At 69.6% G+C, this 22,880-nt stretch carries 23 protein-coding genes and 1 pseudogene; 12 read left to right on the forward strand and 12 right to left on the reverse strand.

Annotated features, from left to right (window positions below; genetic code table 11):
• Positions 1 to 309 (forward strand): HdeD family acid-resistance protein (locus tag AOZ49_RS11405; protein WP_197286723.1); only part of this gene is annotated, 309 nt, incomplete at its 5' end.
• Between the two features lie 4 nt (positions 310 to 313).
• Positions 314 to 706, forward strand: coding sequence for a fluoride efflux transporter CrcB (gene crcB, locus AOZ49_RS11410; protein WP_054430187.1), 393 nt, complete (start codon positions 314 to 316; stop codon positions 704 to 706).
• 56 nt (positions 707 to 762) lie between these two features.
• On the opposite strand, the gene hpnE is transcribed toward crcB, so the two are convergent.
• From hpnE to hpnC, 3 genes are read right to left on the reverse strand one after another with little or no spacing between them, the layout of a single operon-like run.
• Positions 763 to 2,088, reverse strand: coding sequence for a hydroxysqualene dehydroxylase HpnE (gene hpnE / locus AOZ49_RS11415; RefSeq protein WP_054475396.1), 1,326 nt, complete (start codon positions 2,086 to 2,088; stop codon positions 763 to 765).
• Positions 2,085 to 2,948, reverse strand: a complete 864-nt coding sequence (hpnD, locus tag AOZ49_RS11420) for a presqualene diphosphate synthase HpnD (protein ID WP_054430176.1) — start codon at positions 2,946 to 2,948, stop codon at positions 2,085 to 2,087. Before hpnD ends, hpnE begins: the two co-directional genes overlap by 4 nt.
• A 19-nt stretch (positions 2,949 to 2,967) precedes the next feature.
• A complete protein-coding gene (gene hpnC, locus AOZ49_RS11425; RefSeq protein ID WP_054475398.1) occupies positions 2,968 to 3,798 on the reverse strand; it encodes a squalene synthase HpnC in 831 nt (276 codons plus the stop codon).
• Between the two features lie 135 nt (positions 3,799 to 3,933).
• On the opposite strand from hpnC, the gene alr reads away from it, so the two are divergent.
• Together alr and AOZ49_RS11435 are read left to right on the forward strand one after the other, a co-directional pair.
• Complete coding sequence (gene alr, locus AOZ49_RS11430) at positions 3,934 to 5,061, forward strand: alanine racemase (RefSeq protein WP_054475399.1); 1,128 nt, start codon at positions 3,934 to 3,936, stop codon at positions 5,059 to 5,061.
• Positions 5,062 to 5,285: 224 nt separating this feature from the next.
• Entirely contained in the window at positions 5,286 to 6,005 is a 720-nt protein-coding gene (locus tag AOZ49_RS11435; RefSeq protein WP_006396065.1) for an SDR family oxidoreductase, read from the forward strand.
• A gap of 115 nt (positions 6,006 to 6,120) precedes the next feature.
• On the opposite strand, the gene hpaI is transcribed toward AOZ49_RS11435, so the two are convergent.
• Genes hpaI through AOZ49_RS11455 form a run of 4 tightly spaced genes read right to left on the reverse strand, consistent with a single transcriptional unit; the run spans position 6,121 to position 9,561 of the window.
• The gene (gene hpaI, locus AOZ49_RS11440; protein ID WP_054430167.1) at positions 6,121 to 6,921 is read right to left on the reverse strand and encodes a 4-hydroxy-2-oxoheptanedioate aldolase; all 801 of its coding nucleotides are present in this window, start codon (positions 6,919 to 6,921) and stop codon (positions 6,121 to 6,123) included.
• A 14-nt stretch (positions 6,922 to 6,935) separates the two neighbouring features.
• Complete coding sequence (gene hpaH / locus AOZ49_RS11445; protein WP_054475401.1) at positions 6,936 to 7,739, reverse strand: 2-oxo-hept-4-ene-1,7-dioate hydratase; 804 nt, start codon at positions 7,737 to 7,739, stop codon at positions 6,936 to 6,938.
• A 23-nt stretch (positions 7,740 to 7,762) separates the two neighbouring features.
• Entirely contained in the window at positions 7,763 to 8,512 is a 750-nt protein-coding gene (locus AOZ49_RS11450) for a fumarylacetoacetate hydrolase family protein (RefSeq protein WP_054475402.1), read from the reverse strand.
• A gap of 20 nt (positions 8,513 to 8,532) precedes the next feature.
• Entirely contained in the window at positions 8,533 to 9,561 is a 1,029-nt protein-coding gene (locus tag AOZ49_RS11455) for a fumarylacetoacetate hydrolase family protein (protein ID WP_054475404.1), read from the reverse strand.
• A gap of 215 nt (positions 9,562 to 9,776) precedes the next feature.
• On the opposite strand from AOZ49_RS11455, the gene hpaE reads away from it, so the two are divergent.
• Together hpaE and hpaD are read left to right on the forward strand one after the other, a co-directional pair.
• On the forward strand, positions 9,777 to 11,243 hold the full coding sequence (hpaE, locus tag AOZ49_RS11460; RefSeq protein WP_054475406.1) for a 5-carboxymethyl-2-hydroxymuconate semialdehyde dehydrogenase: 1,467 nt from the start codon (positions 9,777 to 9,779) through the stop codon (positions 11,241 to 11,243).
• Between the two features lie 35 nt (positions 11,244 to 11,278).
• Positions 11,279 to 12,130, forward strand: a complete 852-nt coding sequence (gene hpaD / locus AOZ49_RS11465) for a 3,4-dihydroxyphenylacetate 2,3-dioxygenase (RefSeq protein ID WP_054475407.1) — start codon at positions 11,279 to 11,281, stop codon at positions 12,128 to 12,130.
• Position 12,131: 1 nt separating this feature from the next.
• Here hpaD and hpaR read toward each other — a convergent pair whose 3' ends face one another.
• Positions 12,132 to 12,575 (reverse strand): homoprotocatechuate degradation operon regulator HpaR, encoded by a 444-nt coding sequence (gene hpaR / locus AOZ49_RS11470; protein ID WP_035361752.1) that lies wholly within the window; start codon positions 12,573 to 12,575, stop codon positions 12,132 to 12,134.
• A 114-nt stretch (positions 12,576 to 12,689) separates the two neighbouring features.
• Positions 12,690 to 13,325: a hypothetical protein gene (locus AOZ49_RS11475; protein WP_054475409.1), complete on the reverse strand. Its 636-nt coding sequence runs from the start codon at positions 13,323 to 13,325 to the stop codon at positions 12,690 to 12,692.
• Between the two features lie 431 nt (positions 13,326 to 13,756).
• On the opposite strand from AOZ49_RS11475, the gene radA reads away from it, so the two are divergent.
• The 3 genes from radA (at position 13,757) to AOZ49_RS11490 (ending at position 16,349) form a co-directional block, all read left to right on the forward strand.
• Entirely contained in the window at positions 13,757 to 15,121 is a 1,365-nt protein-coding gene (gene radA / locus AOZ49_RS11480; protein ID WP_006396055.1) for a DNA repair protein RadA, read from the forward strand.
• A gap of 12 nt (positions 15,122 to 15,133) precedes the next feature.
• Positions 15,134 to 15,907 carry a sulfite exporter TauE/SafE family protein gene (locus AOZ49_RS11485; protein ID WP_054475410.1) on the forward strand — a complete coding sequence of 258 codons (774 nt, stop codon included), beginning with the start codon at positions 15,134 to 15,136 and terminating at the stop codon, positions 15,905 to 15,907.
• A gap of 202 nt (positions 15,908 to 16,109) precedes the next feature.
• A complete protein-coding gene (locus tag AOZ49_RS11490) occupies positions 16,110 to 16,349 on the forward strand; it encodes a hypothetical protein (RefSeq protein ID WP_054475412.1) in 240 nt (79 codons plus the stop codon).
• A 198-nt stretch (positions 16,350 to 16,547) separates the two neighbouring features.
• Here the strand turns inward: AOZ49_RS11490 and AOZ49_RS11495 are convergent, their stop codons facing one another.
• From AOZ49_RS11495 to AOZ49_RS11505, 3 genes are all read right to left on the reverse strand, one after another.
• On the reverse strand, positions 16,548 to 17,504 hold the full coding sequence (locus AOZ49_RS11495) for a 2-hydroxyacid dehydrogenase (RefSeq protein WP_054475413.1): 957 nt from the start codon (positions 17,502 to 17,504) through the stop codon (positions 16,548 to 16,550).
• 110 nt (positions 17,505 to 17,614) lie between these two features.
• Positions 17,615 to 18,586, reverse strand: coding sequence for a Bug family tripartite tricarboxylate transporter substrate binding protein (locus AOZ49_RS11500; RefSeq protein WP_054475415.1), 972 nt, complete (start codon positions 18,584 to 18,586; stop codon positions 17,615 to 17,617).
• Positions 18,587 to 18,659: 73 nt separating this feature from the next.
• Entirely contained in the window at positions 18,660 to 19,658 is a 999-nt protein-coding gene (locus AOZ49_RS11505) for a tripartite tricarboxylate transporter substrate binding protein (protein ID WP_054475417.1), read from the reverse strand.
• A gap of 232 nt (positions 19,659 to 19,890) precedes the next feature.
• On the opposite strand from AOZ49_RS11505, the gene AOZ49_RS11510 reads away from it, so the two are divergent.
• The 3 genes and pseudogenes from AOZ49_RS11510 to AOZ49_RS31710 all read left to right on the forward strand — a co-directional run bounded on the left by AOZ49_RS11510 (position 19,891) and on the right by AOZ49_RS31710 (position 22,812).
• Positions 19,891 to 20,820: a dihydrodipicolinate synthase family protein gene (locus tag AOZ49_RS11510; RefSeq protein ID WP_054430137.1), complete on the forward strand. Its 930-nt coding sequence runs from the start codon at positions 19,891 to 19,893 to the stop codon at positions 20,818 to 20,820.
• 120 nt (positions 20,821 to 20,940) lie between these two features.
• Entirely contained in the window at positions 20,941 to 21,654 is a 714-nt protein-coding gene (locus AOZ49_RS11515) for a FadR/GntR family transcriptional regulator (protein ID WP_054430135.1), read from the forward strand.
• Positions 21,655 to 21,707: 53 nt separating this feature from the next.
• A pseudogene (locus tag AOZ49_RS31710) lies at positions 21,708 to 22,812 on the forward strand (Ldh family oxidoreductase).
• The last annotated feature ends 68 nt before the right edge of the window (positions 22,813 to 22,880 follow it).

The raw sequence follows: 22,880 nt of genomic DNA on the forward strand, positions 1-22,880 counted from the left end.
GGGGGGGGCATCGTGACGTTCCTGTGGCCGGGCCTGACGGCGCTGATCCTGCTCTACATCATCGCCATCTGGGCGCTGGTGGCCGGCGTGTTCCAGATCGCCGCCACGATCCGCTTCCGCAAGGACATCCGCAACGAATGGTTCCTGGGGCTGTCGGGGCTGGTGTCGATCCTGTTCGGCGCCATGCTGATCATGCAGCCGGGAGCGGGCGCGCTGGCGCTGGTCTGGGTCATCGGTATCTATGCCGTGTTCTTTGGCATACTGCTGCTGGTCTTTTCCTTGCGCCTCAAGCAGCACCGCGCGCCCTGAGCCCATGTCCGCCTACCAGACCCTGATCCCCCTGAATTTCCTGGCCGTGGGCCTGGGCGCCATGTGCGGCGCGTGGGCCCGCTGGCTCGTCAGCCTGTGGCTCAACACCGAGGCCTGGCCCTGGGGCACGCTGGCGGCCAATCTGGCGGGCGGCTACCTGGTCGGCCTGGTGCTGGCGCTGGTGGCCGGCCATCCCGAATGGCCGGCCTGGGTGCGGCTGGCGGCCGTCACCGGCTTCATGGGCGGCTTGACCACGTTCTCGACCTTCTCGGCCGAGACCGTGGCCATGCTGGAGCGCGGCGCGTACGCCGGCGCGCTGGGCTATGCCGGCATCAGCCTGATCGGATCGTTGTTGCTGACCGGCCTGGGGCTGGCCACCGTCAGCGTGCTGCGCTGACGCGCGCGGCGCTCAGGCCGCCGGTCGCCGCCGGCCCTTGACGGCCAGGCGGCGCGTCAGTCGCTGGCGCGCGGATTCAGCACCCGCGCCGCTTCCAGGCCGCTGCGCACGGCGCCTTCCAGCACCCCGGGGTAGCCGGTGTCGGTCCAGTCTCCCGCCAGGGCCAGCGTGGGCCAGGGGGTGCTGTTCAACGGCCGGGTCAGGCCCGGCACCGCCGCGAAGGTGGCGCGCTTCTCGATGAACAATTCCGCCGAGGTCACTTCCGGCATCGGCGGCAGCCGCTGCGGATGGCTGGCGGCCTGTTCGGCCACCTGGTCGATCAGGGCCTCGATGGCCTGCTGGCGGTTGCGGTCGGCCAGGCTGGTGGCGACGCTGGCGACCACCGCCAGTTCGCCGGCCTGGGCATCGCCGGCCAACTGCGCGCGGTCGAACAGCCATTGGCCGACGTGGCCGCGGGCCGGCTCCTCGCGCAGCATCATCATGGGCTCGGGCAGCCGCCAGGGGCCGGCCAGGCGCAGGTTGAGCGTCGCGATCGGCAGGTAGTCGAAGGCGCGCAGCGCGTCCAGCAGGCCGGTCGCGCCGGCCGCCCGCAGCGGCGCTTCCAGCAGGCGCGCGGCGAAGGTCGGCGGCACCGCCAGCACGGCGGCGTCGAAGCGTTCCTGGTTGATGTCGATGCCGTCTTCGGACGGCCGCAACTGGCGCACCGTGCTGCCATAGCGCATGGTGACCTGACGCGCGGCGGCGTCCGGCCACAGCGCCGACAGGTCGGTGCAGGGCAGCAGCAGGTCGCTGTCCTCGCGGCTGCCGGCCAGGCTGTCGCGCAGCACGCGGGCGAACAGGCCGGCGCTGGCGCTGGCCACGGGCGTGTTCAGGGCGGCCAGGCAGAGCGGTTCCCAGACCTGGCGGATCAGGGCGTCGGACTGGCCGTGGTAGTGCAGCAGCTGCTGCACGGTCCAGTCGCGCGGCGGCGTCCAGGACATGGCGCGCAGGCCGCGCATCAGGCGCAGCGTGGCGAAGCGGTCGGACCACGACAGGCCGCGCGCGCCCAGGATCGCCACCGCCATGTGCAGGGGCGCGGGCAGGCGCGGCGCCGACAGCCGGAAACGGCCGTCCAGGCTGGCCAGCCGCAGCGACCGGCGCATCAGCAGGGCATCCGGGTTGCGGCCCACCCGGCGCATCAGCGCCAGGGTGTGCTTGTAGGCGCCGGACAGCAGGTGCTGGCCGTTGTCCAGCGGCGATTCGAAGCCATCGTGGAACACGCGCCGGGCGCGGCCGCCGGGCGTGTGGCCGGCTTCGAAGACGGTGACCTTGGCGCCGGCCTCGCGCAGGGCGACGCTGGCCGCCAGGCCCGCCCAGCCGGCGCCGATGACCGCCGCCTTCACCGTGCCAACCGGCGGACCAGTCCGCGTCCGCCGCCCACCCAGGTCTTCCACGCCAGCCACAGCTTGCGCAGCGGGGTCAGCGAGATGCGCTGGTGCAGCACCTGCCAGTTGTCGCGCTCGATTTCGTCGAGCAGCGCGTGATAGATCGCCGCCATCATCAGGCCGGGGCGCTGCGCGCGCCGGTCGACCTCGGGCAGGCTGCGCATCGCCTCGCGGTACAGCTCGCGGGCGCGTTCGGCCTGGAACTTCATCAGGGCCGAGAATCGCTCGGAATATTCGCCATTCAGGATGTCCGAGGCCTTGACCTCGAACTGCTGCATGTCGTTGACCGGGATGTAGATGCGGCCGCGGCGGGCGTCGTCGCCCACGTCGCGGATGATGTTGGTCATCTGGAACGCCAGGCCGAGCTTTTCGGCGTAGACCAGCGTGGCCGGATCGGTATAGCCGAAGACGCCGGCCGACAGCTCGCCCACCACGCCGGCGGCGTGCCAGCAATATTTGCGCAGGCCGGGCCAGTCCAGGTAGCGGGTCTGGTCGAGGTCCATTTCCATGCCGTCGATCACCGCCAGCAGGCGTTCGCGCGTGATCGAACAGCTCTGCAGGTGCGGCAGCAGCGCGCGGGTTACGGGATGGTCGGGCTTGCCGTCGAACATCTGGTCGACCTGCGTGCGCCACCACGCCAGCTTGATGCGCGCCAGCGACGGATCGGTGCATTCGTCGACCACGTCGTCGACCTCGCGGCAATAGGCGTACAGCGCCGTGATGGCGCGACGCCGCTCGGGCGGCAGGAACAGGAAGGAATAGTAGAAGCTGGAACCGCTCTTGGCGGCTTTCTCCTGGCAGTACTCGTCAGGGGTCATAGTTGGCAGGGCCGTTTACTTACTTGATGGAGCGCCACAGCATGATGGCCCAGTCCTTGGCGCCCAATTCGGGTCGGTTCATGAATACATCGTAGCCGCTCGCCTCGATCCGCTCCAGCACGCGCAGCCCGCCTTGCACCACCAGGCGCAGCTCCAGGCCTATACGGCCCGGCAGGCGGCGCGCCAGCGGAGCGCCGAAGTGTAGCAGCGCGCGGGTGCGTTCGACCTGGAACGCCATCAGCGCGCGCCAGGCCGGCGTCAGGCGGCAGGCCGCCAGGTCCTCTTCCGAGATGTCGAAGCGGCGCAGGTCTTCCTGCGGCAGGTAGACGCGGTGCTTGTGCCAATCGACCCGCACATCCTGCCAGAAGTTCACCAGCTGCAGCCCGGTGCAGATGGCGTCCGACTGCTCCACGTTCTGTGGATCGGCGGCCTCGAACAGGTGCAGCATCAGCCGCCCGACCGGGTTGGCCGAGCGGGTGCAGTAGTCGGCCAGCGTGGCGTAGTCGTCGTAGCGCTTGACGCTGATGTCCTGCTCGAAGGCCGACAACAGGTCGTAGAACGGCGTGATGGGCAACTGGTGGCGGGCGATGGTGGCGGCCAGCGGCACGAAGATGCCGGCCAGTTCGGGCGCGCCGGGCGCGGGCACGGCGCCCGGTTCGGCGCCGATGCGGTGCAGTTCGGCGCGGAACGCCGCCAGTTGGGTCAGCCGCTCGTCGTCGCTGGCGCTGCCTTCGTCGGCGATGTCGTCCGCCGCCCGGGCGAACCGGTACAGATCGGTCACGGCGCCGCGCAGCCTGCGCGGCAGCAGCAGCGAGGCGACGGGAAAATTCTCGTAGTGATCGATGGGCATGGTCTGGTCCTGCTTTCTGACTGCGGTCTGGCCGCGCGGGCCGGATTACGGTCATTTTAGAGTACGCGCGCCGTCGCGGCCCCGCGCCGCCGACACGCCGATCAGTTAGACTTAAGCGCCACAGGATCTCACACCATGCCCCGCCCAATTTCAGCCACCGTTTCCGTTTCCGCCCTGGCCCACAACCTGGCCGCCGTGCGCAGCCACCTCGACCAGACCGCCGCCGCGGCCGCCGGCCTGCCGCCGTCGATCTGGGCGGTCATCAAGGCCAACGCCTACGGCCACGGCATCGAACAGGCCGTCGCCGGGTTTTCCAAGGCGCAGGGGCTGGCCATGCTGGATCTGGACGAGGCCGTGCGCTGCCGCGAGGCCGGCTGGGGCGGCCCGATCCTGCTGCTCGAAGGCTTTTTCAATCCGTCCGACCTCGAGATCGTCGACCGCTACCACCTGAGCATCACCGTGCACCAGCGCGAACAGCTCGACATGCTGGCCCGCGCCCGCCTGACGCGCCGCGTGGACATCATGCTCAAGCTCAACAGCGGCATGAACCGGCTGGGCTTCTCGCCCGCCGCCTATGCCGCCGCCCACGAGCGCGCGACGCTGCTGCAGCAGCAGGGCGTGATCGGCTCGATCGGCCGGATGACCCATTTCGCCTGCGCCGACGGCCCCCAGGGCATCACCGAGCAGATGGCCGTGTTCAATTCGGTGACGCATAAGATGGCGGGCCCCGTCAGCGTCTGCAACTCGGCGGCCACGCTGCGCTTCGCCGAGGTCGCCGTCGGCTCCGAGACCCAGGCCCACTGGGTCCGTCCCGGCATCTGCCTGTACGGCGCTTCGCCCTTCGCCGATGCCGAGGCCAGCGCCTTCGGCCTCAAGCCGGCCATGTCGCTGCGCTCCGAGATCATCGCGGTGCAGGAACTGAAGGCCGGCGACTCGGTCGGCTACGGCGCGCTGTTCCGCGCCGACCGCGCCATGCGCGTCGGCATCGTCGCCTGCGGCTACGCCGACGGCTACCCGCGCCACGCCGCCACCGGCACCCCGGTGGTCGTGGCCGGCATCCGCACCCGGCTGGTCGGGCGGGTGTCGATGGACATGCTGATCGTCGACCTGGACCCGATTCCGGCCGCCGGCGTCGGCGCTCCGGTGTCGCTGTGGGGCGAAGAGGGCCCGTCGGTGGACGAAGTCGCCCTGGCGGCCGGCACCATCGGTTACGAGCTGCTGTGCGCCCTGGCGCCGCGCGTGCCGGTCACCCGGGACGCCTGATCCTTTTTTGATCAACCCTGGGGCACTTTTCCGGCCCCGGCCTGTCGGATGCCTGATGGCGCCCGTTTTTTCGCCGGATACTTCCGCCCTCGGCGGCGAGCGTCCAGCATGCAAGAATTGCTACGCAATTTACAAGACAGCCAACGCCGGATGGTGTCTACTTGAAAAACCGGGCGCCCAGGCGCCCGTTTTCGCCCCAGTAACGAACGACGAGGTTTCGATCCATGAAGGACAAATGCGTGCTCATCACGGGCGCCACCAAAGGCATAGGCTGGGCCCTTACGCAACGGCTGTCCGACATGGGTTGTCATGTGGTCGGTATCGCGCGCAATACCGGAGACGTCGATTTCCCCGGCTATCTCTATGCCTGTGACCTGGCCGACGCCGGCCGCACCGAGGAAGTGCTGCGCGAGATCCGCGAGAAATTCCCGGTCGACGCCGTGGTCAACAACGTCGGCATCGCCTCGCCGCAGCCGCTGGGCGAAATCGACCTGGCCACCCTGTACAACGTGCTGGACCTGAACGTGCGCGTCGCCGTGCAGGTGACGCAGGCCTTCATCGAATCGATGAAGGTGCGCCGCGCCGGCCGCATCGTCAACGTCTGCAGCCGCGCCATCCACGGCGGCCTCGAGCGCACCGCCTATTCCGCCGCCAAGAGCGCGCTGGTGGGCTGCACCCGCACCTGGGCGCTGGAACTGGCCGAATACGGCGTGACCGCCAACGCGGTGGCGCCGGGCCCGATCGAAACCGAAATGTTCCGCGCCACCCGTCCCGCGGGCAGCGAGGGCGAAAAACGCGCGCTGGCCTCGGTGCCGATGAAGCGCCTGGGCACGCCGGCCGAAGTGGCCGCCGCCATCGCCTTCCTGCTGTCGGACGACGCCGGCTTCATCACCGGCCAGGTGCTGGGCGTGGACGGCGGCGGCAGCCTGGGCGGCCGCTCCTGACCGCCCGGATCGGGCCAGGCGGCGCGGCCCATCGTGGCTACGCCGCTCCTGGCCTTCGATAAAAAAACGGCGCCCGCGGGCGCCGTTTTTCTTGCCGCGGTTTCCCGGGGGGAACTCAGTACGGCCCGCCGGCCTTGCCGACCGGCTTGAGGTCCTTGAACTCGCCGGCCAGCTTTTCGGCCGCGCGCGCCAGCAGCACCGCGTCCACGCCCACCGCCACGAAGGTCGCGCCCAGCGACAGATAGTGTTTGGCCTGCGCCACGCCGCTGTGCAGGATGCCGGCGGCCTTGCCCGACTTGACGATGCGGCCGATGGCCGCGTCGATGGTGCGGGTGACTTCGGGATGCTCGGGCTGGCCCAGGTAGCCCATGCTGGCCGACAGGTCGGCAGGGCCGATGAAGGCGCCGTCGACGCCGTCCACGGCCAGGATGGCTTCCAGCGCGTCCACGCCGCGCGGCGTCTCGATCTGCACCAGCACGCACATCTCGTCGTTGGCGCGCTCCAGGTAGTTGGGAATGCGGTTCCAGCGCGACGAACGCGCCAGCGCGCTGCCCACGCCGCGGATGCCCGTCGGCGGATAGCGCACCGCGGCCACGGCGGCGGCGGCTTCCTCGGCCGACTGCACCATCGGCACCAGCAGCGTCTGGGCGCCGGTGTCGAGGATCTGCTTGATCTGCACCGGGTCGTTCCAGGCCGGGCGCACCACCGGCGCGACCGGATAGGCCGCTACCGATTGCAGCTGCGCCAGCGTGGTCTGCAGCGTGTTGGGGGCGTGCTCGCCGTCGATCAGCAGCCAGTCGAAGCCGGCGCCGGCGATGATCTCGGAGGTATAGGCGCTGGCCAGGCCGGCCCACAGGCCGATCTGGGGCGTGCCGGCGCGCAGCGCGCGTTTGAATTGATTGGTCAGGATATCCATGGGCCGCGTGGGGATCAGATGAAGTGGCAGTTGACGGAGCCGAGCACGCCGTAGTCGACGTTGAAGGTGTCGCCGGGGCGCGCGGCCACCGGACGGGTGAAGGAACCCGACAGGATGATCTCGCCCGCTTCCAGCGCCACCTCATGCGCGGCCAGCTTGTTCGCCAGCCATACTACGCCATTGGCGGGATGGTTCAAGACGCCGGCGGCCACGCCGGTCTCCTCGATCACCGCGTTGCGCGACAGGATCGCGCCGATCCAGCGCAGGTCCAGCTCGCCGATCTTCACCGGCCGCCCGCCCATCACCACGCCGGCATTGGCGGCGTTGTCGGCGATGGTGTCGAATACCTTGCGCGGACGCTTGCTGTCGGGGTCGATGCCGTGCGAGCGGGCATCGATGATCTCCAGCGCCGGGATCACGTACTCGACCGCGTCGTACACCTGGAACAGGGTCACGTTCGGGCCTTGCAGGCGCTTGCCCAGCACGAAGGCCAGCTCCACTTCCAGCCGCGGCAGGATGAAGCGGCTGGCGGGAATATCGCCGCCGTCCTCGAAGAACATGTCGTCCAGCAGCATGCCGAAATCGGGTTCGTCGATCTGCGACGACAGCTGCATCGCGCGCGAGGTCAGGCCGATCTTGTGGCCGCGCTTGACGCGGCCTTCGCCCAGCTTGATGTCCATCCAGGCGCGCTGGATGGCGTAGGCGTCGGCGATGGTGATGTCGGGATGCTCCAGCGAGATCTGGCGGATCTGCTGGCGGGCGCGTTCGGCGTCGTGCAGGCGCGCGGCCAGCGCGCGCACGGTGGTGGAATCGAGCATGCGGGGTATCCAGGTGGGGGAAATCAGTCGGGGCAGGGCGCCAGCGTGTTGACCAGCCGGCCGATGCCGTCGATCTCGGTCACGACTTCGTCGCCCGGCTGCACGTTGACGATGCCGTCGGGGGTGCCGGTCAGGATCAGGTCGCCCGGCGACAGCGTCATGAAGCCGCTGAAGTACGCGATCAGGGCGGGGATGTCGAACACCATGTCGCGGGTGTTGCCGCGCTGCGTCTCGACGCCGTTGACGGTGGTGCGCAGGTCCAGGTTCATGGGATCGGGCACGTCGTCGCGGTCCACCAGCCACGGCCCCAGCGGGGTGCAGGTGTCGCGGCTCTTGACGCGCAGGTTGGGGCGATACCAGTTTTCCAGGTAGTCGCGCAGCGCGTAGTCATTGGCCACGGTGTAGCCGGCGACGTACTCATAGGCCTGTTCGCGCGTCACGTTGCGGGCGGTCTTGCCGATCACCACGGCCAGCTCGCATTCGTAGTGCATGAAGCCCACGTCCACCGGCCGCAGCGTCTGCGCCCGGTGGCCGACGAAGGTGTTGGCCGCCTTGAGAAAGCCCAGCGGCTCGGCCGGCGCCTTGAACGCCAGTTCCTTGGCGTGGTCGGCGTAGTTGATGGCCAGCGTGAAGGTGGTGCGCGGCTCGATCGGCGGCAGCCAGGTCACGGCGTCCTCGGCCAGCTCGCGGCCGTCGGCCAGGCGGATGCGGCCGTGGCCGGCGTCGGTGGCGGCGTGAAGGGCGCCTTCGTAGGCGATGCGTGCGTGTTTCATGGCGGGTTCCGTGGGGCGCCTCAGGCGCCGGCGATGAGCGTGTTGCCGAGCGTGCCGACCTGGGCGATGCGGATCTCGTAGCGTTGGCCCGCGCGCGCCAGCGGCGCATCGGCGCGGGCCCCGGCCAGCAGGATGTCGCCGGGCTCGAAACTCATGAAGGCGGTGACGTCGGCGATCAGGCGGGCCACCGGGCGCACCAGGTCGGCGGTGCTGGCGCGCTGCGCCAGCTCGCCGTCGATCCAGGTCTCGATGCCGAGCGCGTCCGGATCCGGCACCGCCGTCACCGGCGCGAGGTCGCGGCCGATGGGGCAGAAGCCGTCGCGGCATTGCTGCTTGAGCGCGGGGCGGAAGTAGCTGTCGTGCGGCGCCGACAGGTCGGCCACCACGCGATAGCCGGCCACGTGGGCCAGCGCCTCGGCTTCGCTGACGCGGCTGGCGCGCCGGCCGAACACGATGCCCAGGGTGGCGCCGATGCGCACCTCGGGAACGTCGGCCGGCAGCGTGATCGCGTCGCCATCGGCGGCATGGGTGTTGGCCGGCTTGATGTACAGCACCGGCGCGCGCGGCGCGGCCTGGTAGGGCGGCGCGTTCATCGCCTCGCCCAGCGCGGCGAGCGCCTGGCGCGTGTTGAGCGCGGCGCCCGCCACGGTGCGCGCCAGCGCGGCGGCGCGCGCCGCCAGGTAGTCGCGGTAGTTGCTGTGCTTGTAGTTGAGCACCGCGTCGGCCTCCTCGACCTGCAGCGACAGGCCCAGCGGCCGGCGCGCCATTTCCGGCGCCAGCGCGTCGCGCAAGGCCTGGAACGCGCGTTCGCCCAGTGCCGCCTGCTGCGCGGCGCTGCGGCCGTGGCCGATGCGCAGCAGCACGTGCACGAAAGCGTTGTCGGGATGGCCGTCGGCGATCAGGTAGTCGTCCACCCGCACGGCGCGGGTGCGCGCCCCGGCCAGCGGATACAGGCTGCCGTCGCCGACGGCGGCGTCCTGCACCGCGCGCATCAGGGCGCGGGTGTCCAGGTCCAGGTTGGCGGAGTACTCAATCCAGATATGTGGCATGACAGGCGCGGGACCAGCCCTCTCCGGCATATTGTTAGCATGTTAATTATCATAGTGAAAAAGCGGGGCCGCGGCAATCGCCGGCGCGCCCGCGCGGCAGGGGTTTTCCGCCGTTGACAGGGCCACCGCCGGCGCATAAAGTTAACGAGTTAACTAAATTCTCGAGCCGCCCGCCGCATTGGCGCCGGCCGTCCGCCCAAGGCGAGGAGACGCACGTGAGCATCAAGCACTGGATCAATGGCAGGCAGGTCGACAGCGCCGACCGCTTCACCACCTTCAACCCGGCCACCGGCGAGGCCATCGACGAAGTCGCCGCCGGCGGCCAGGCCGAGATCGACGCCGCGGTGGCCGCCGCGGCCGAGGCCTTTCCCAAGTGGGCCGGCACGCCCGCCAAGGAGCGCGCGCGGCTGATGCGCCGCCTGGGCGAACTGATCGACCGCAACGTGCCGCAGCTGGCCGAGCTGGAAACGCGGGACACCGGCCTGCCGATCTCGCAGACGCGCAAGCAGCTGATCCCGCGCGCTTCCGAGAACTTCACCTTCTTCGCCGAAGTCTGCACCCGCATGAACGGCCACACCTATCCGGTGGACGACCAGATGCTGAACTACACGCTGTACCAGCCGGTCGGCGTGTGCGCGCTGGTGTCGCCGTGGAACGTGCCCTTCATGACCGCCACCTGGAAGACCGCGCCCTGCCTGGCGCTGGGCAACACCGCGGTGCTGAAGATGTCGGAGCTGTCGCCGCTGACGGCCGACCAGCTCGGCCTGCTGGCGCTGGAGGCCGGCATTCCGCCCGGCGTGCTCAACGTGGTGCAGGGTTATGGCGCCACCGCTGGCGACGCGCTGGTGCGCCATCCCGGCGTGCGCGCGATCTCGTTCACCGGCGGCACCGTCACCGGCAAGAAGATCCTGGCGAGCGCGGGCGGCATCAAGAAATATTCGATGGAGCTGGGCGGCAAGTCGCCGGTGCTGGTGTTCGACGACGCCGACGTCGAGCGCGCGCTGGACGCGGCGCTGTTCACCATCTTCTCGCTCAACGGCGAGCGCTGCACCGCGGGTTCGCGCATCTTCGTGCAGGAATCGATCTACGATGATTTCGTGCGCCGCTTCGCCGAGCGCGCCAATCGCCTCGCGGTGGGCGATCCCTTCGACGAACAGACCCACGTCGGCGCGATGATCACGCGCCAGCATTGGGAAAAGGTCACCGGCTACATCCGCCTGGCCAAGGAAGAGGGCGCGCGCATCCTGGCTGGCGGCGCCGACGCGCCGTCGGGCCTGCCGGCGCGCCTGGCGGGCGGCAACTTCGTGCGGCCCACGGTGCTGGCCGACGTCGACAACCGCATGCGCTGCGCCCAGGAAGAGATCTTCGGTCCGGTCGCCTGCCTGATCCCGTTCAAGGACGAGGCCCACGGGCTGGCGCTGGCCAACGACGTCAAGTACGGCCTGGCTTCCTACATCTGGACTAGCGATATCGGCCGCGCCCATCGGCTGGCGCGCGGCATCGAGGCCGGCATGGTGTTCATCAACAGCCAGAACGTGCGCGACCTGCGCCAGCCGTTCGGCGGCACCAAGGAATCCGGCACCGGCCGCGAGGGCGGGGAATACAGCTACGAAGTGTTCGCCGAGATCAAGAACGTCTGCGTCTCGATGGGCAGCCATCACATCCCGAAGTGGGGCGTCTGAACCCCATCCGGCAAGACAACCAGGAGACAAACACCATGGGCAAGCTCGCGCTGGCGGCCAAGGTAACGCACGTGCCGTCGATGTACCTATCCGAAATGCCCGGCCGCCACCATGGCTGCCGTGAAGCCGCGATCCAGGGGCACCGCGCCATCGGCCAGCGCTGCCGCGACCTGGACGTGGACACGCTGGTGGTGCTGGACGTGCACTGGCTGGTGAACGCCGGCTATCACGTCAATTGCAACGAGCGCTTCGCCGGCCGCTACACCAGCAACGAGCTGCCGCATTTCATCAAGGACATGGACTACGCCTATCGCGGCGATCCCGCGCTGGGCCGGCGCATCGCCGAGTGCGCCAGCGCCGCCGGCGTGGCCACCCGCGCGCACGAGATCGCCAGCCTGGAGCTGGAATACGGCACGCTGGTGCCCATGCGCTACATGAATGGCGACGACCGCTTCAAGGTGGTGTCGGTGGCGGCCTGGTGCGCCTGGCATTCTTTGGAAGACAGCCGCCGCTTCGGCGCGGCGCTGCGCCAGGCCATCGAGCAGAGCGACAGCCGCGTCGCGGTGCTGGCCAGCGGTTCGCTTTCGCACCGCTTCAACGACAACGGCAGCCCCGAGGCCGCCATGCACCAGATCAGCCGCGAGTTCCACCGCCAGGTCGACCTGCGGGTGGTGGACCTGTGGCGCCAGGGCGACTGGAAGACGTTCTGCGCCATGCTGCCGGAATACGCCGACCTGTGCGTGGGCGAGGGCGGCATGCACGACACCGCCATGTTGCTGGGACTGCTGGGCTGGGACGCCTACGACCGGCCGGCCGAGATCGTCACGGACTACTTCACCAGTTCGGGCACGGGCCAGATCAACGCGATCCTGCCCGTGCCGGACTGAGTCATTCGGCCGGATCGCGCTTGATCAGGTCGACCATCGCGTCGACGTCGGCGTACAGGCGGTCGAGCAATTCCTTGCCGATCCGGTCCTCGATTTCCTGATACTTGGCATCCACCTGCGGCCGCATGCGGTCGATCAGCTTGTTGCTCTTGGGCGTCAGCGAGATTTCCTGGCGCCGCTGGTCGGCGTTCGAGCGCACCCGCTTGATCAGGCCCTGTTCCTCCATGCCGGCCAGCATGCGGGTCAGGCTGGGGCTGAGGATCTGGCAGCTGCGGGCGATCTGGTTGGGTTCCATCGCGCCGACTTCGCTCAGCGTGCGCAACACCCGCCATTGCTGTTCGGTGACGCCGGCCGCGTGCAGGATCGGCCGGAAGTGCGCCATCAGGGTTTCACGCGCGTAGAGCAGCAGGTGGGGGAGGTTGCGGTGGTGGAAGCTCGGACTCATGTTGGCCATGTTGGCAAGAAGCCGATCAGTTTCTGACCGGATCTCGGGGGTATCAACGTCCAGGCCCGCAACGAAGGCGGGCCTGGACGGGTAAAGCGGAAAGCGGAAACGGGGTCAGGAAGCAGGGTTCTGCTGCGCCAGTTCCTGCAGGTCGTCGGGCAGGGTCAGGTTGGGGGCGCCTTGCTGCAATTCGTGCAGCGCCGTCACGGCGTCTTCCTGCTGGTCGTCCTGCATCAGCGCGCGGATGTGCGCCACGCGGGCCTCGATGTCCTGCTCGCTGAAGGCGACCGGCTCGCTGCTGGCGGCCTCGGCGGGTTGTTCGGCGATGGCCGGCGCGGCTTCCGTGGCCGCCTGCTGGGCGGGAACGGCGGCGGGCGCGTCGGCGGGCGTCTGCACCGCGGCGCGCTGCACCGGCGCGGACGTCGGCTGCGGCGCGGGCGCTTCGGCGACCGCGGGCCGGGGCGCGGGACCGCGTTCGATATTGATGGCCGGCTCGTGCGACACGGCCAGTTGCGGCGCCGCGTCGGCATGCTCGGCGCTTTCACGCATGTCGGTCCAGACGAACAGGCCGGCGACCAGCGCGGCGCAGGCGGCGGCCGCCCAGCCCGGGTGCCAGCTGCGGCCGGGATGCCAGGTGCGGCGCACGGCCGCGTCCAGTTCGGGGCTGCCGCCAGCCCTGGGCTTGCGATACAGGGCGCGCAAATCCAGTTCGTCGTCTTCGTCGAAGGGGGGGCGATAGGTAATGCTCATGCGCGTACTCCTCGCGCATACGCCTGGTGGCAAGGCGTATTCGCGTCTGACCTTGGCCTGTGCTGCGCCGGTGGTCCGGCGGTCTCGTCCAGGGGCGGGTCGTGTTCCGGTTTAGGTGGCCGTGTCTGCGGCCCAAGCGTCTCGCGATGCGCCGCGATTCCCGTCGTGCCGTCCTGTCGGACGGCGGCGCCGGGTATGCCGCCACATAACCGACGGTTCAACATTGCGCATCACCCGGTGATTATGCGCGATTTGCAGAAATCTGCCAGCGAATTTCTTCTGTTTGCATGGTGTAACTGTGACGCGTCCCTGTTTATGCAAGCGAATTGAAAGCTGGCTGCACCAGGGCGGGGCAAAACCGCCGGTCCGGCGCGCCGCGGCGACGCGTCCGCGGCTCCCGGGCGCCGCCGTGTGCCGGTAAACTTGCGCCCATGGCTAAAACCCGAACCGTCTATGTGTGCGCCGAATGCGGCGGCACCACCCCGAAATGGCAAGGCAAGTGTCCGCACTGCAACGCCTGGAACACCCTGGAAGAAACCGTGGAGTCGGCCGCGCCGGCCGCCGCGGCCTCGCACCGCTACGCGCCGCTGGCCTCCAGCAGCCCGGTGCGCAGCCTGTCCGAGATCGAGGCGCGTGAAACGCCGCGCACCCCCACCGGGCTGGAGGAATTCGACCGCGTGCTGGGCGGCGGCCTGGTGGCCGGCGCCGTGGTGCTGATCGGCGGCGACCCCGGCATCGGCAAGTCGACCCTGCTGCTGCAGGCGCTGGCCTCGCTGTCGGAAAGCACCAACGTGCTCTACGTCACCGGCGAGGAATCGGCCGAGCAGGTGGCGCTGCGCGCGCGCCGGCTGGGGCTGCAGACCGGCAATGTCAATCTGCTGGCGGAAATCCGCCTGGAAGCCATCCAGGCCGCGGTGTCCGAGCAGAAGCCCAGCGTGGCCGTCATCGACTCGATCCAGACCCTGTACAGCGGCGAGCTGACCGCTGCGCCCGGCTCGGTGTCGCAGGTGCGCGAGTGCGCCGCGCAGCTGACGCGCCTGGCCAAGCAGACCGGCATCGCCATCGTCATGATCGGCCACGTCACCAAGGACGGCGCGCTGGCCGGCCCGCGCGTGCTCGAGCACATCGTCGACACGGTGCTGTACTTCGAGGGCGACACGCATTCGTCGTTCCGCCTGGTGCGGGCCTTCAAGAACCGCTTCGGCGCGGTCAACGAGCTGGGCGTGTTCGCCATGACCGACCGCGGCCTGCGCGGCGTCGCCAATCCCTCCGCGCTGTTCCTGTCGCAGCACGAGCAGCAGGTGGCCGGCTCCTGCGTGATGGCCACGCAGGAAGGCACCCGCCCGCTGCTGGTCGAGATCCAGGCGCTGGTGGACAGTTCCCACGCGCCCAATCCGCGCCGCCTGACGGTCGGCCTGGAGGGCAACCGCCTGGCGATGCTGCTGGCGGTGCTGCACCGCCATGCGGGCGTCTCGACCTTCGACCAGGACGTGTTCGTCAACGCCGTGGGCGGGGTGCGGATCACCGAGCCGGCGGCCGACCTGCCGGTGCTGCTGGCCATCATGTCGTCGCTGCGCGACCGGCCCCTGCCGCGCGGCCTGATCGCCTTCGGCGAAGTCGGCCTGGCGGGCGAGATCCGGCCCGCGCCGCGCGGCCAGGAACGCCTGCGCGAAGCCGCCAAGCTGGGCTTCTCGATCGCGCTCATCCCCAAGGCCAACGCGCCGCGCCAGCCCATCGAGGGGCTGGAGATCTGGGCGGTGGACCGGCTCGACGCCGCGCTCGACAAGCTGCGCTGACGGGAGCCCCACGTGAGTCTGTTGCTGATCGCCCTGTGCCTGGGCGCGGGGTGCCTCATTGGCTTCATGGGCGGCGTGCTGGGCATCGGCGGCGGCATGATCGCGATTCCGGCGCTGGTGCTGCTGATGGGCATGTCCCAGCAGCTGGCGCAGGGCACCGCGCTGATCATGGTGCTGCCCACCATCATCATGGCGGTGCGCAAGTACAACCAGCAGACCCGCATCGACCGCCGCGTGGCGCTGGCCGGCGCGGGCGGCGCGGTGGTGTTCACCTGGGTCGGCGCGCGGCTGGCGCTGGGCATCGAGTCGGGCGTGCTGCGCCTGAGCTTCGCCGTGTTCCTGTTCTTCATCGCGCTGTTCTATGCCTGGCAGACCTGGCGCGCCGGCCTGGCCCTGCGCGCGCCCAGGGCCAGCGGCAACGCGCCGGTCTTCACGCCGCGCCGCGCCAGCGTGCTGGGCATGCTGTGCGGCACGCTGGGCGGTTTCTTCGGCGTGGGCGGCGCGGTGCTGGCGGTGCCCATCATCACCACGGTGTTCCGGCTGCCGCAGACCGCCGCGCAGGCGCTGGCCCTGTGCATGGTGATTCCCGGTTCGGCGGTGGCGCTGGCGACGTATTCATGGGCCGGCCAGGCCGCCTGGCTGGTGGGCCTGCCGCTGGCCGCGGGCAGCCTGCTGTTCGTGCCGGTGGGCGTGCGCCTGGCCTATCGCCTGCCTGAACGAAAGCTGAGAGCCTGTTTCGCGGCGATGCTGTTCGCCACCGTGGCGCTGCTGATAGTTGAAAGCTGAACGTCGCAGGGCGCGCGTCGATTGTCACGATCCCATGACGAAGCGTTAACGTCGGAAAGGACGCGAAAATTCCGCGCATCGGGCTGAACCTTCGGCGGGGCGCGGGTTCCAACGGAGTACGGGTCATGCGGCGATGTTGCCGCCCCGTGTCGGAAAGGCCAAGGGGGCAGCCCCGCGGCCTTCACCATTAGGAGTTCATGTAATGACGACTCACTCCCGTATCGCTGCGTTCCTGTCCACTTCGGCCTTGTGCCTCGGTCTCGCTGCCGCGCCTTCGGCGTTCGCGGCGGGCGCCGATGCCACGACCAAGGCGGGCGAAACCAAGACCCAGGCGCAGCACAAGCATCACAAGTCCGACAAGACGTCCGCCAAACAAGGCGCCGAGAAATCGGGCGCTTCCAAGATGGACAAATCGGGCACCGCCACGACGCCTGCCAAGTAAGGCGTTGCACAGTGCCGGATCGCAGGATCCCGTAGTTCCTTTGCACGGCGGACGGGTCTTCGGGCCTGAAAGTCGAAAGCCTCTCGGTATGGGCGCCGAGAGGCTTTTTCGTTTGTGCCGGCCGCGTTTGTGTTGCCGGTATTCGCGTCACGTGCACGGGAGCCGACGGCGCTGACCGCGCCGCCGTTCCCGTCCGCCTCAATCCACCGGCGTGATCACGCGGCCCGTATCGAAATACGCCGCGAGGTTCTCCAGCATCAGGTCTTCCATCGACTGGCGCGTTTCCAGCGTGGCGCTGCCGATGTGAGGCAGCAGCACCGCCTGGTCGCTCTTGATCAGGGCCTCGGGCACCTTGGGCTCGTGCTCGAACACGTCGAGCGCGGCGCAGCCGAGCTTGCCGGCTTCCAGCGCGGCCACCAGCGCGGCCTCGTCGATGACCGGACCGCGCGCGATGTTGACGATGATGCCGCGCGGACCGAGCGCCTCCAGCACTTCGCGGTTGACCAGGTGGCGCGTGGCGGGGGCGCCCACGGTGGCCACGATCAGGAAGTCGGCCCAGGCCGCCAGGTCGGTCAGCGAGGCCTCGTAGCCGTAATCGATGTCGTCGCGCTTCCTGCGGTTGTGATAGCGCACCTGCATGTCGAAACCGACGCCGCGGCGGGCGATGGCCTCGCCGATGCGGCCCAGGCCCACGATGCCGAGCTTCTTGCCGCTGACGCGCTGGCCCAGCGGAATGCTGCCGTGCACCTGGCCCCACTGGCCGGCGCGCACGAAGCGTTCGCCCTGGCCCATGCGGCGGGCGCCGGCGATCAGCAGGCCCCAGGCCAGGTCCGCCACGCAATCGGTCAGCACGTCGGGCGTGTTGCTGACTTGCACGCCGCGCGCGTGCGCCGCCTGCACGTCGATGGTCTCGTAGCCCACGCCCCAGCTGCAGATGGCCTTCAGGTCGGGCAGGGCGTTGATGAGTTCGGCGTTGGCGCCGAAGTTGGCCGAGGTGACGACGGCGGTGACGCCCTTGCCGAGTTCGGCCAGGGCTGCCTTGCGATCCGGCTGCTTCCAGAGCTCGATGACGTCATAGCGCTCGGCGAGGCGCTGGTTGGCGGAGGGCGAGCCGGCCAGCGAGCCGACCTGGATGATGCGATGCTTGGTGGTCATGTTGTCGTACAGGTGGGTGGCGAAACCTTCATGCTACTTGATCCGGCCTTGAATCCGGCTGAGAGGGCGCGGGCCGCGGGAGCATCCCCGGGCCGCACCGCCTGGCGGCCTTATTCCAGCTGGATGTCGGCCTTCTGGATCACGTCCTTCCAGCGTTTGACCTCGGCCTGCTGGAACGCGCTGAGCTGCTGCGGCGTGTTGGCCACCACTTCGAAGCCCAGCCCCTGCAGCGTCTTCTCGGTCTGCGGATCGCGCAGGGCGGTCTGCAGCGCCTGCGTCAGCTGCTGCACCACGGCCGGCGGCGTGCCCTTGGGCACGGCGAAGCCCTGCCACGAATACACCACCATGTCCTTGACGCCGGCCTCGGCCAGCGTCGGCACGTCCGGCAGGTCCGCCGCGCGCGCATCGCCGGTGATGGCCAGCGCCTTGAGCTTGCCGGCCTTGATGTGGGTCTGCACCGCGCCCAGATTCTGGAACGACACGTTGACCTGGCCGCCCATCAGGTCGGCGATGGCGGCGCCGCCGCCGCGGTACGGCACGTCCACGCCCGAGGTCTGGGTGCGCTGGCGGAACATCACCGCCGACAGATGGTCGGACGAGCCCGTGCCGGACGAGGCGTACGACACCTTGCCCGGATTCTTGTTGGCGTAGTCGACCAGTTCGGCCACCGTGTTGGCCGGGAACGACGGCGAGGCCACCAGCACGTTGGGATTGCGCACCGCCTGGGTCAGGTACTCGAAGTCCTTGCTCGGGTTGTACGAGAGGTTCTTGTACAGCGCCTCGTTGATGGCGAAGGTGCCGATCGAGCCGACCATCATGGTGTAGCCGTCGGCGGTCGAGCGGGCCAGCGCCTGCGCGCCGATGGCGCTGTTGGCGCCCGGCTTGTTCTCGACCACGAAGGTCTGGCCCAGCGCCTTGGTCAGCCCCGGCGTGACGCTGCGCGCCGTGATGTCGGACGAGCCGCCCGGCACGAACGGCACGATCATCGTGACGGGCTTGGTGGGATAGCCGGCGGCATGGACCGCCGGCCCGGCAAGCAGCGCGGCGGCGGACAGCGCGATCGCGCCCATCGATTTGTTCATGGTGTCTCCTGGTTCGCGTGATGATGAAGAACCCGGCGCCCACGCGTGGCGGCCGGGTCCGGATCGGCGCGGGTCAGTCGACCTTGGCGCCCGATTGCTTCACGACCGCGGCCCATTTGACGGTTTCCCGCGCCATGAACTGGGTGAACTGCGCCGGCGTGTTGCCCGACGGCGTGGCGCCCTGGGCCTGCAGCTGTTCGCGCACCGGCGCCTGTTGCAGCGCCGCGGCGACATCGCGCTGGATCTTGTCGACGATCGCCGGCGGCGTGCCGGCCGGGGCCAGCAGGCCGAACCAGCTGGATGCCTCGTACCCTTGCACGCCGGCCTCGGCCAGCGTCGGCACGTCCGGCAGCGCCGGCGAACGCGTGGCGGTGGTGACCGCCAGCGGCCGCAGCTTGCCGCTCTTGATGAAGCCCATCGACGACGGCAGGTTGTCGAAGATCAGATCCGAGGAGCCCGCCATCACGTCGGTCAGCGCGGGGCTGCTGCCCTTGTAGGGCACGTGCGTCATGCGGGTGCCGGTCATGGTCTGGAACAGTTCGCCCGACAGGTGGGTCGAGGTGCCGTTGCCGGTCGAGGCCATGTTGACGCTGCCGGGATTGGCCTTCAGGTGCTTGATCAGGTCCGCCACGTTGCGGATGCCGTGCTTGTCGGCAAAGCCCGGATTCAGTTCGAGCACGTTGGGCACCGGGATCACCAGCGTCACCGGAGTGAAGTCCTTGACCGGATCGTAGGGCAGCTTGGCGTAGACGGACTGGTTGATGGCGTGGGTGCTGACGGTGCCCATCAGCAGGGTGTAGCCGTCGGCGGCGGCGCGCGCCGCCTCGGCGGTGCCGACGTTGCCCCCCGCGCCGGCCTTGTTGTCCACCACCACCGCCTTGCCCCAGGCCTTGCCCAGTTCGGCCGCGACCACGCGCGCGGCGATGTCGGCGGTGCCGCCGGCGGGGAAGGGCACGATGATCCTGACGTCGCGCGCCGGATAGTCGGCGGCGCGCGCGGCGGCGGGCAACAGGGCCGCCGCGGCCAGACAGGCGGCAAGGGCCAGGCGGCCGCGCAAGGGGGCTGCAAGCATGGAAGTCGTCTCCTCGTGTGCGCGTGGCCGCGCATCGTTTGTGGGGTGTTCCTGCCGGGCCGGGGCCCGGGTCTGAATGCTGCCGGCGTCTGTCGCGCCTCGCCGTCGTGCTACCGATGACTTGTAAAACGAATATAGGTATTGAGGGTCTACTTGTCAACCAAGTATACTTTTTGCGAACCAGTCATCTAACAACTGGATTCCGCCTCGGAATCCGCCAGGAGACCCCGCCATGAAAACCTCCCCGGTCACCGTCCAGGACCTGCAGCGTTCCGTCATCGCGGTGCCGCCGCTGGCGCGCCATGCCGACCTGTCCCTGAACGAAGCCGCCAACCAGCAGCTGTTGCGGCACCTGGAGGCGGGCGGCGTGCGCAACGTGATGTACGGCGGCAACGCCAACTTCTACAACGTCGGCGTGGGCGAATACGCCCGCATCGTCGATATGCTGGCCGCGCTGGCCGGGCCGGACACCTGGATCCTGCCCTCGGTCGGCCCCGATTTCGGCAAGATGATGGACCAGGCCGCGCTGCTGCGTTCGCGCGCCTTTCCCACCGCGATGCTGCTGCCGATGTCGTTTCCCTACACCGACGCCGGCCTGGCCGATGGCGTGCGCCGCTTCACCGACGCGCTGGGCAAGCCCGCGGTGGTCTACATCAAGTCCGCCGATTACCTGGCGCCGGCCACGGCGGCGCGCCTGGTCGAGGAAGGCCGCATCGTCGCGTTCAAGTACGCGGTGGTGCGCGAGGAGCCGGCGCGCGACGCCTATCTGTCGGCGCTGCTGCAAAGCGTGGACGCCAACCGCGTGGTCAGCGGCATCGGCGAACGCCCGGCCATCGTCCACTATCGCGACTTCGGCCTGAAGAGCTTCACCTCCGGCTCGGTCTGCGTCGCCCCGCGCGGCTCGATGCGCCTGCTGCATCTGCTCAAGGAAGGCCGCTACGATGAGGCTGAAACGGTGCGCGCCCACTACCTGGGCCTGGAGGATTGCCGCGACGCGATCAGCCCGATCCGCGTGCTGCACGACGCCGTGACCCTGTCCGGCGTGGCCGACATGGGCCCGATGCTGCCGCTGCTGACCGGCATCTCCAGCGCCGAGCGCGAACGGGTCGCGCCGGTGGCGCGCGCGCTGGCCGAGTGGGACCGCGAAACCGTCACGGCCTGATGGCCGCGCGCGCGGCATTGACGGTACGATGAGCGCTGTTAACAGGCCCTAGGAGGCTCCGTGGCCCGACCCAAAGCATCGCCCCCGTCCGCGCCGTCCGCGTCCGCCGAGCCGGACGCCATGGGCGCGCTGGTGCTGGAACGCGGCCACCGCGTGCGGCTGGCGGATCAGCTGTACGGCCAGATCTTCGAGCAGATCGTCGCCGGCAATCTCAACGTCGGCGACAAGCTGCCTTCCGAGAACGAGATCTCCGAGCGCTTCGGCGTATCGCGGCCAGTGGTGCGCGAAGCCCTGCTGCGGCTGCGCGCCGACGGCCTCATCACCGCGCACCAGGGCCTGGGCACCTTCGTCAGCCACCAGCCGGCGCCGCGCCTGACCGCCTTCAGCGACGTCGGCAACGTCGGCGCCTACCTGCGCGCGCAGGAACTGCGCGTGGCGCTGGAAGGCGACGCCGCGCGGCTGGCGGCGCTGCGCCGCACCGACGAGCAATTGCAGAAGATCGAGGCCGCGCACGCCGCCTTCGCCGACAGCCTGGCGCGCGGCCAGATGTCGGCCGAGGCCGATCTGGCGTTCCATGCCAGCATCACCGAGGCCACCGGCAACGACTTCTATCTCGGCGTGCTGGAAAGCATCCACGAGTCCATCAACGGCTTCATGCGCCTGACGCTCAACCTGACCCGCACCGGGTCGCGCCAGCGCGCCCAGCGCGTCCTGGACGAGCACGCCACCATCCTCGAGGCGATCCGCGCCCAGGACGGCGAGCGCGCCCGGGTCGCCATGCAATTCCACCTGGGCCAGGCCCGCCACCGGCTGGTCGACCGCGAACGCGATTGACCGGCCCGCGCGCCGTCCGGGAGCTTCACACTGACAACAGCAGGAGAGATCGCGTGCAAGGCAATGGTTCGGCAGGAACAGCGGCATCGGCGGGGCAGGTGCGGGAGCAGATTCTGATTGTGTTGCAGGCATGGGGCATGGCGCCGGACCTGGCCGCCATCACCGCGGGCCTGATGGCCGAGACGGATCTGCTGGGCATCGATTCGCACGGCATCTCGATGCTGCCCGCGTACGAGGACAAACTGCGCGCCGGCTCGCTCAAGCTCGATGCGCGCCCGCGCGTGGTGCGCGACGGCGGCGCCAGCGCGCTGCTCGATGGCATGGGCGGGCTGGGCTATCCGGTATCGGCGCAGGCCATGAACCTGGCCGTCGACAAGGCGCTGGAGCATGGCGTGGGCGCCGTCTCGGTGTGCAATTCGCATCACTTCGGCGCGGCCGGCGTCTATGCGCGCATCGCCGTCGAGCGCGGCGTGGTCGGGCTGGTCACCAGCAGCGCCAACGGCGTCATCATGGTGCCCACGCGCGGCGCCATGCCCATGCTGGGCACCAACCCCATCGCCTTCGGCGCGCCGGCCGCGCACAACGAGCCGTTCGTGCTCGACATGGCCACCACCACCGTCGCGGCCAACAAGGTCAAGGTCTATGACTTCCTTGGCAAGCCGCTGCCGCCGGGCTGGGCGGTGGACGGGCAGGGCGAGCCGGTCACCGCGGCCGACAGCGCCATGCAGTTCATCTTCAAGCATCCCGAGGGCGGGCTGACGCCGCTGGGCGGCACGCCGGCCATGAGCAGCCACAAGGGCTACGGCCTGGCGATGATGGCGCAGATCCTGGGCGGCACGCTCAGCGGCAGCGCGCTGGCGGCGCGCCGCAATGTCACGCGCCGCCCCGGCGAGCCCGATGACGTCGGCCACTTCTTCCTGGCGCTCAATCCCGACGCGTTCCGCGCCAGCGGCTCGTTCGAGTCTGACATGGACGACCTGATCGACACGCTGCACGACACGCCGCCCGCGCGGCCCGACGAGCCGGTGCTGGTGGCCGGCGAGCCCGAGGCCGCCGAGCGCGCGCCGCCGCGAACAGGGCATCCCGATCCCTACGGCACTGGCGACGCGCCTGCGCGAGATCTGCGCGCGCGCCGCGGTGCCTTATCTGCTGGACTGAGCGCTCCGTCCGGTCGCATGACGTTTTTCCCGCCGCGCGGGCCTGCCCGCGCGTTGATCCACCGACCC

The sequence above is a fragment of the Achromobacter sp. 2789STDY5608615 genome, from assembly GCF_001298995.1.
In the GTDB taxonomy this organism is placed as follows: domain Bacteria; phylum Pseudomonadota; class Gammaproteobacteria; order Burkholderiales; family Burkholderiaceae_B; genus Achromobacter; species Achromobacter insuavis.

What these genes read in the sequence shown, in the direction of transcription:
- AOZ49_RS11495 (WP_054475413.1), bottom strand. Translation starts at nt 17,504, where the DNA reads ATGACCACCAAGCATCGCATCATCCAGGTCGGCTCGCTGGCCGGCTCG.
- hpaH (WP_054475401.1), bottom strand. Translation starts at nt 7,739, where the DNA reads ATGCTCGATTCCACCACCGTGCGCGCGCTGGCCGCGCGCCTGCACGAC.
- AOZ49_RS11475 (WP_054475409.1), bottom strand. Translation starts at nt 13,325, where the DNA reads ATGAGCATTACCTATCGCCCCCCCTTCGACGAAGACGACGAACTGGAT.
- AOZ49_RS11515 (WP_054430135.1), top strand. Translation starts at nt 20,941, where the DNA reads ATGGGCGCGCTGGTGCTGGAACGCGGCCACCGCGTGCGGCTGGCGGAT.
- hpnC (WP_054475398.1), bottom strand. Translation starts at nt 3,798, where the DNA reads ATGCCCATCGATCACTACGAGAATTTTCCCGTCGCCTCGCTGCTGCTG.
- hpnD (WP_054430176.1), bottom strand. Translation starts at nt 2,948, where the DNA reads ATGACCCCTGACGAGTACTGCCAGGAGAAAGCCGCCAAGAGCGGTTCC.
- hpaD (WP_054475407.1), top strand. Translation starts at nt 11,279, where the DNA reads ATGGGCAAGCTCGCGCTGGCGGCCAAGGTAACGCACGTGCCGTCGATG.
- hpaI (WP_054430167.1), bottom strand. Translation starts at nt 6,921, where the DNA reads ATGGATATCCTGACCAATCAATTCAAACGCGCGCTGCGCGCCGGCACG.
- alr (WP_054475399.1), top strand. Translation starts at nt 3,934, where the DNA reads ATGCCCCGCCCAATTTCAGCCACCGTTTCCGTTTCCGCCCTGGCCCAC.
- AOZ49_RS11505 (WP_054475417.1), bottom strand. Translation starts at nt 19,658, where the DNA reads ATGCTTGCAGCCCCCTTGCGCGGCCGCCTGGCCCTTGCCGCCTGTCTG.
- radA (WP_006396055.1), top strand. Translation starts at nt 13,757, where the DNA reads ATGGCTAAAACCCGAACCGTCTATGTGTGCGCCGAATGCGGCGGCACC.
- AOZ49_RS11450 (WP_054475402.1), bottom strand. Translation starts at nt 8,512, where the DNA reads ATGAAACACGCACGCATCGCCTACGAAGGCGCCCTTCACGCCGCCACC.
- AOZ49_RS11490 (WP_054475412.1), top strand. Translation starts at nt 16,110, where the DNA reads ATGACGACTCACTCCCGTATCGCTGCGTTCCTGTCCACTTCGGCCTTG.
- hpaR (WP_035361752.1), bottom strand. Translation starts at nt 12,575, where the DNA reads ATGAGTCCGAGCTTCCACCACCGCAACCTCCCCCACCTGCTGCTCTAC.
- AOZ49_RS11510 (WP_054430137.1), top strand. Translation starts at nt 19,891, where the DNA reads ATGAAAACCTCCCCGGTCACCGTCCAGGACCTGCAGCGTTCCGTCATC.
- AOZ49_RS11435 (WP_006396065.1), top strand. Translation starts at nt 5,286, where the DNA reads ATGAAGGACAAATGCGTGCTCATCACGGGCGCCACCAAAGGCATAGGC.
- AOZ49_RS11455 (WP_054475404.1), bottom strand. Translation starts at nt 9,561, where the DNA reads ATGCCACATATCTGGATTGAGTACTCCGCCAACCTGGACCTGGACACC.
- AOZ49_RS11500 (WP_054475415.1), bottom strand. Translation starts at nt 18,586, where the DNA reads ATGAACAAATCGATGGGCGCGATCGCGCTGTCCGCCGCCGCGCTGCTT.
- crcB (WP_054430187.1), top strand. Translation starts at nt 314, where the DNA reads ATGTCCGCCTACCAGACCCTGATCCCCCTGAATTTCCTGGCCGTGGGC.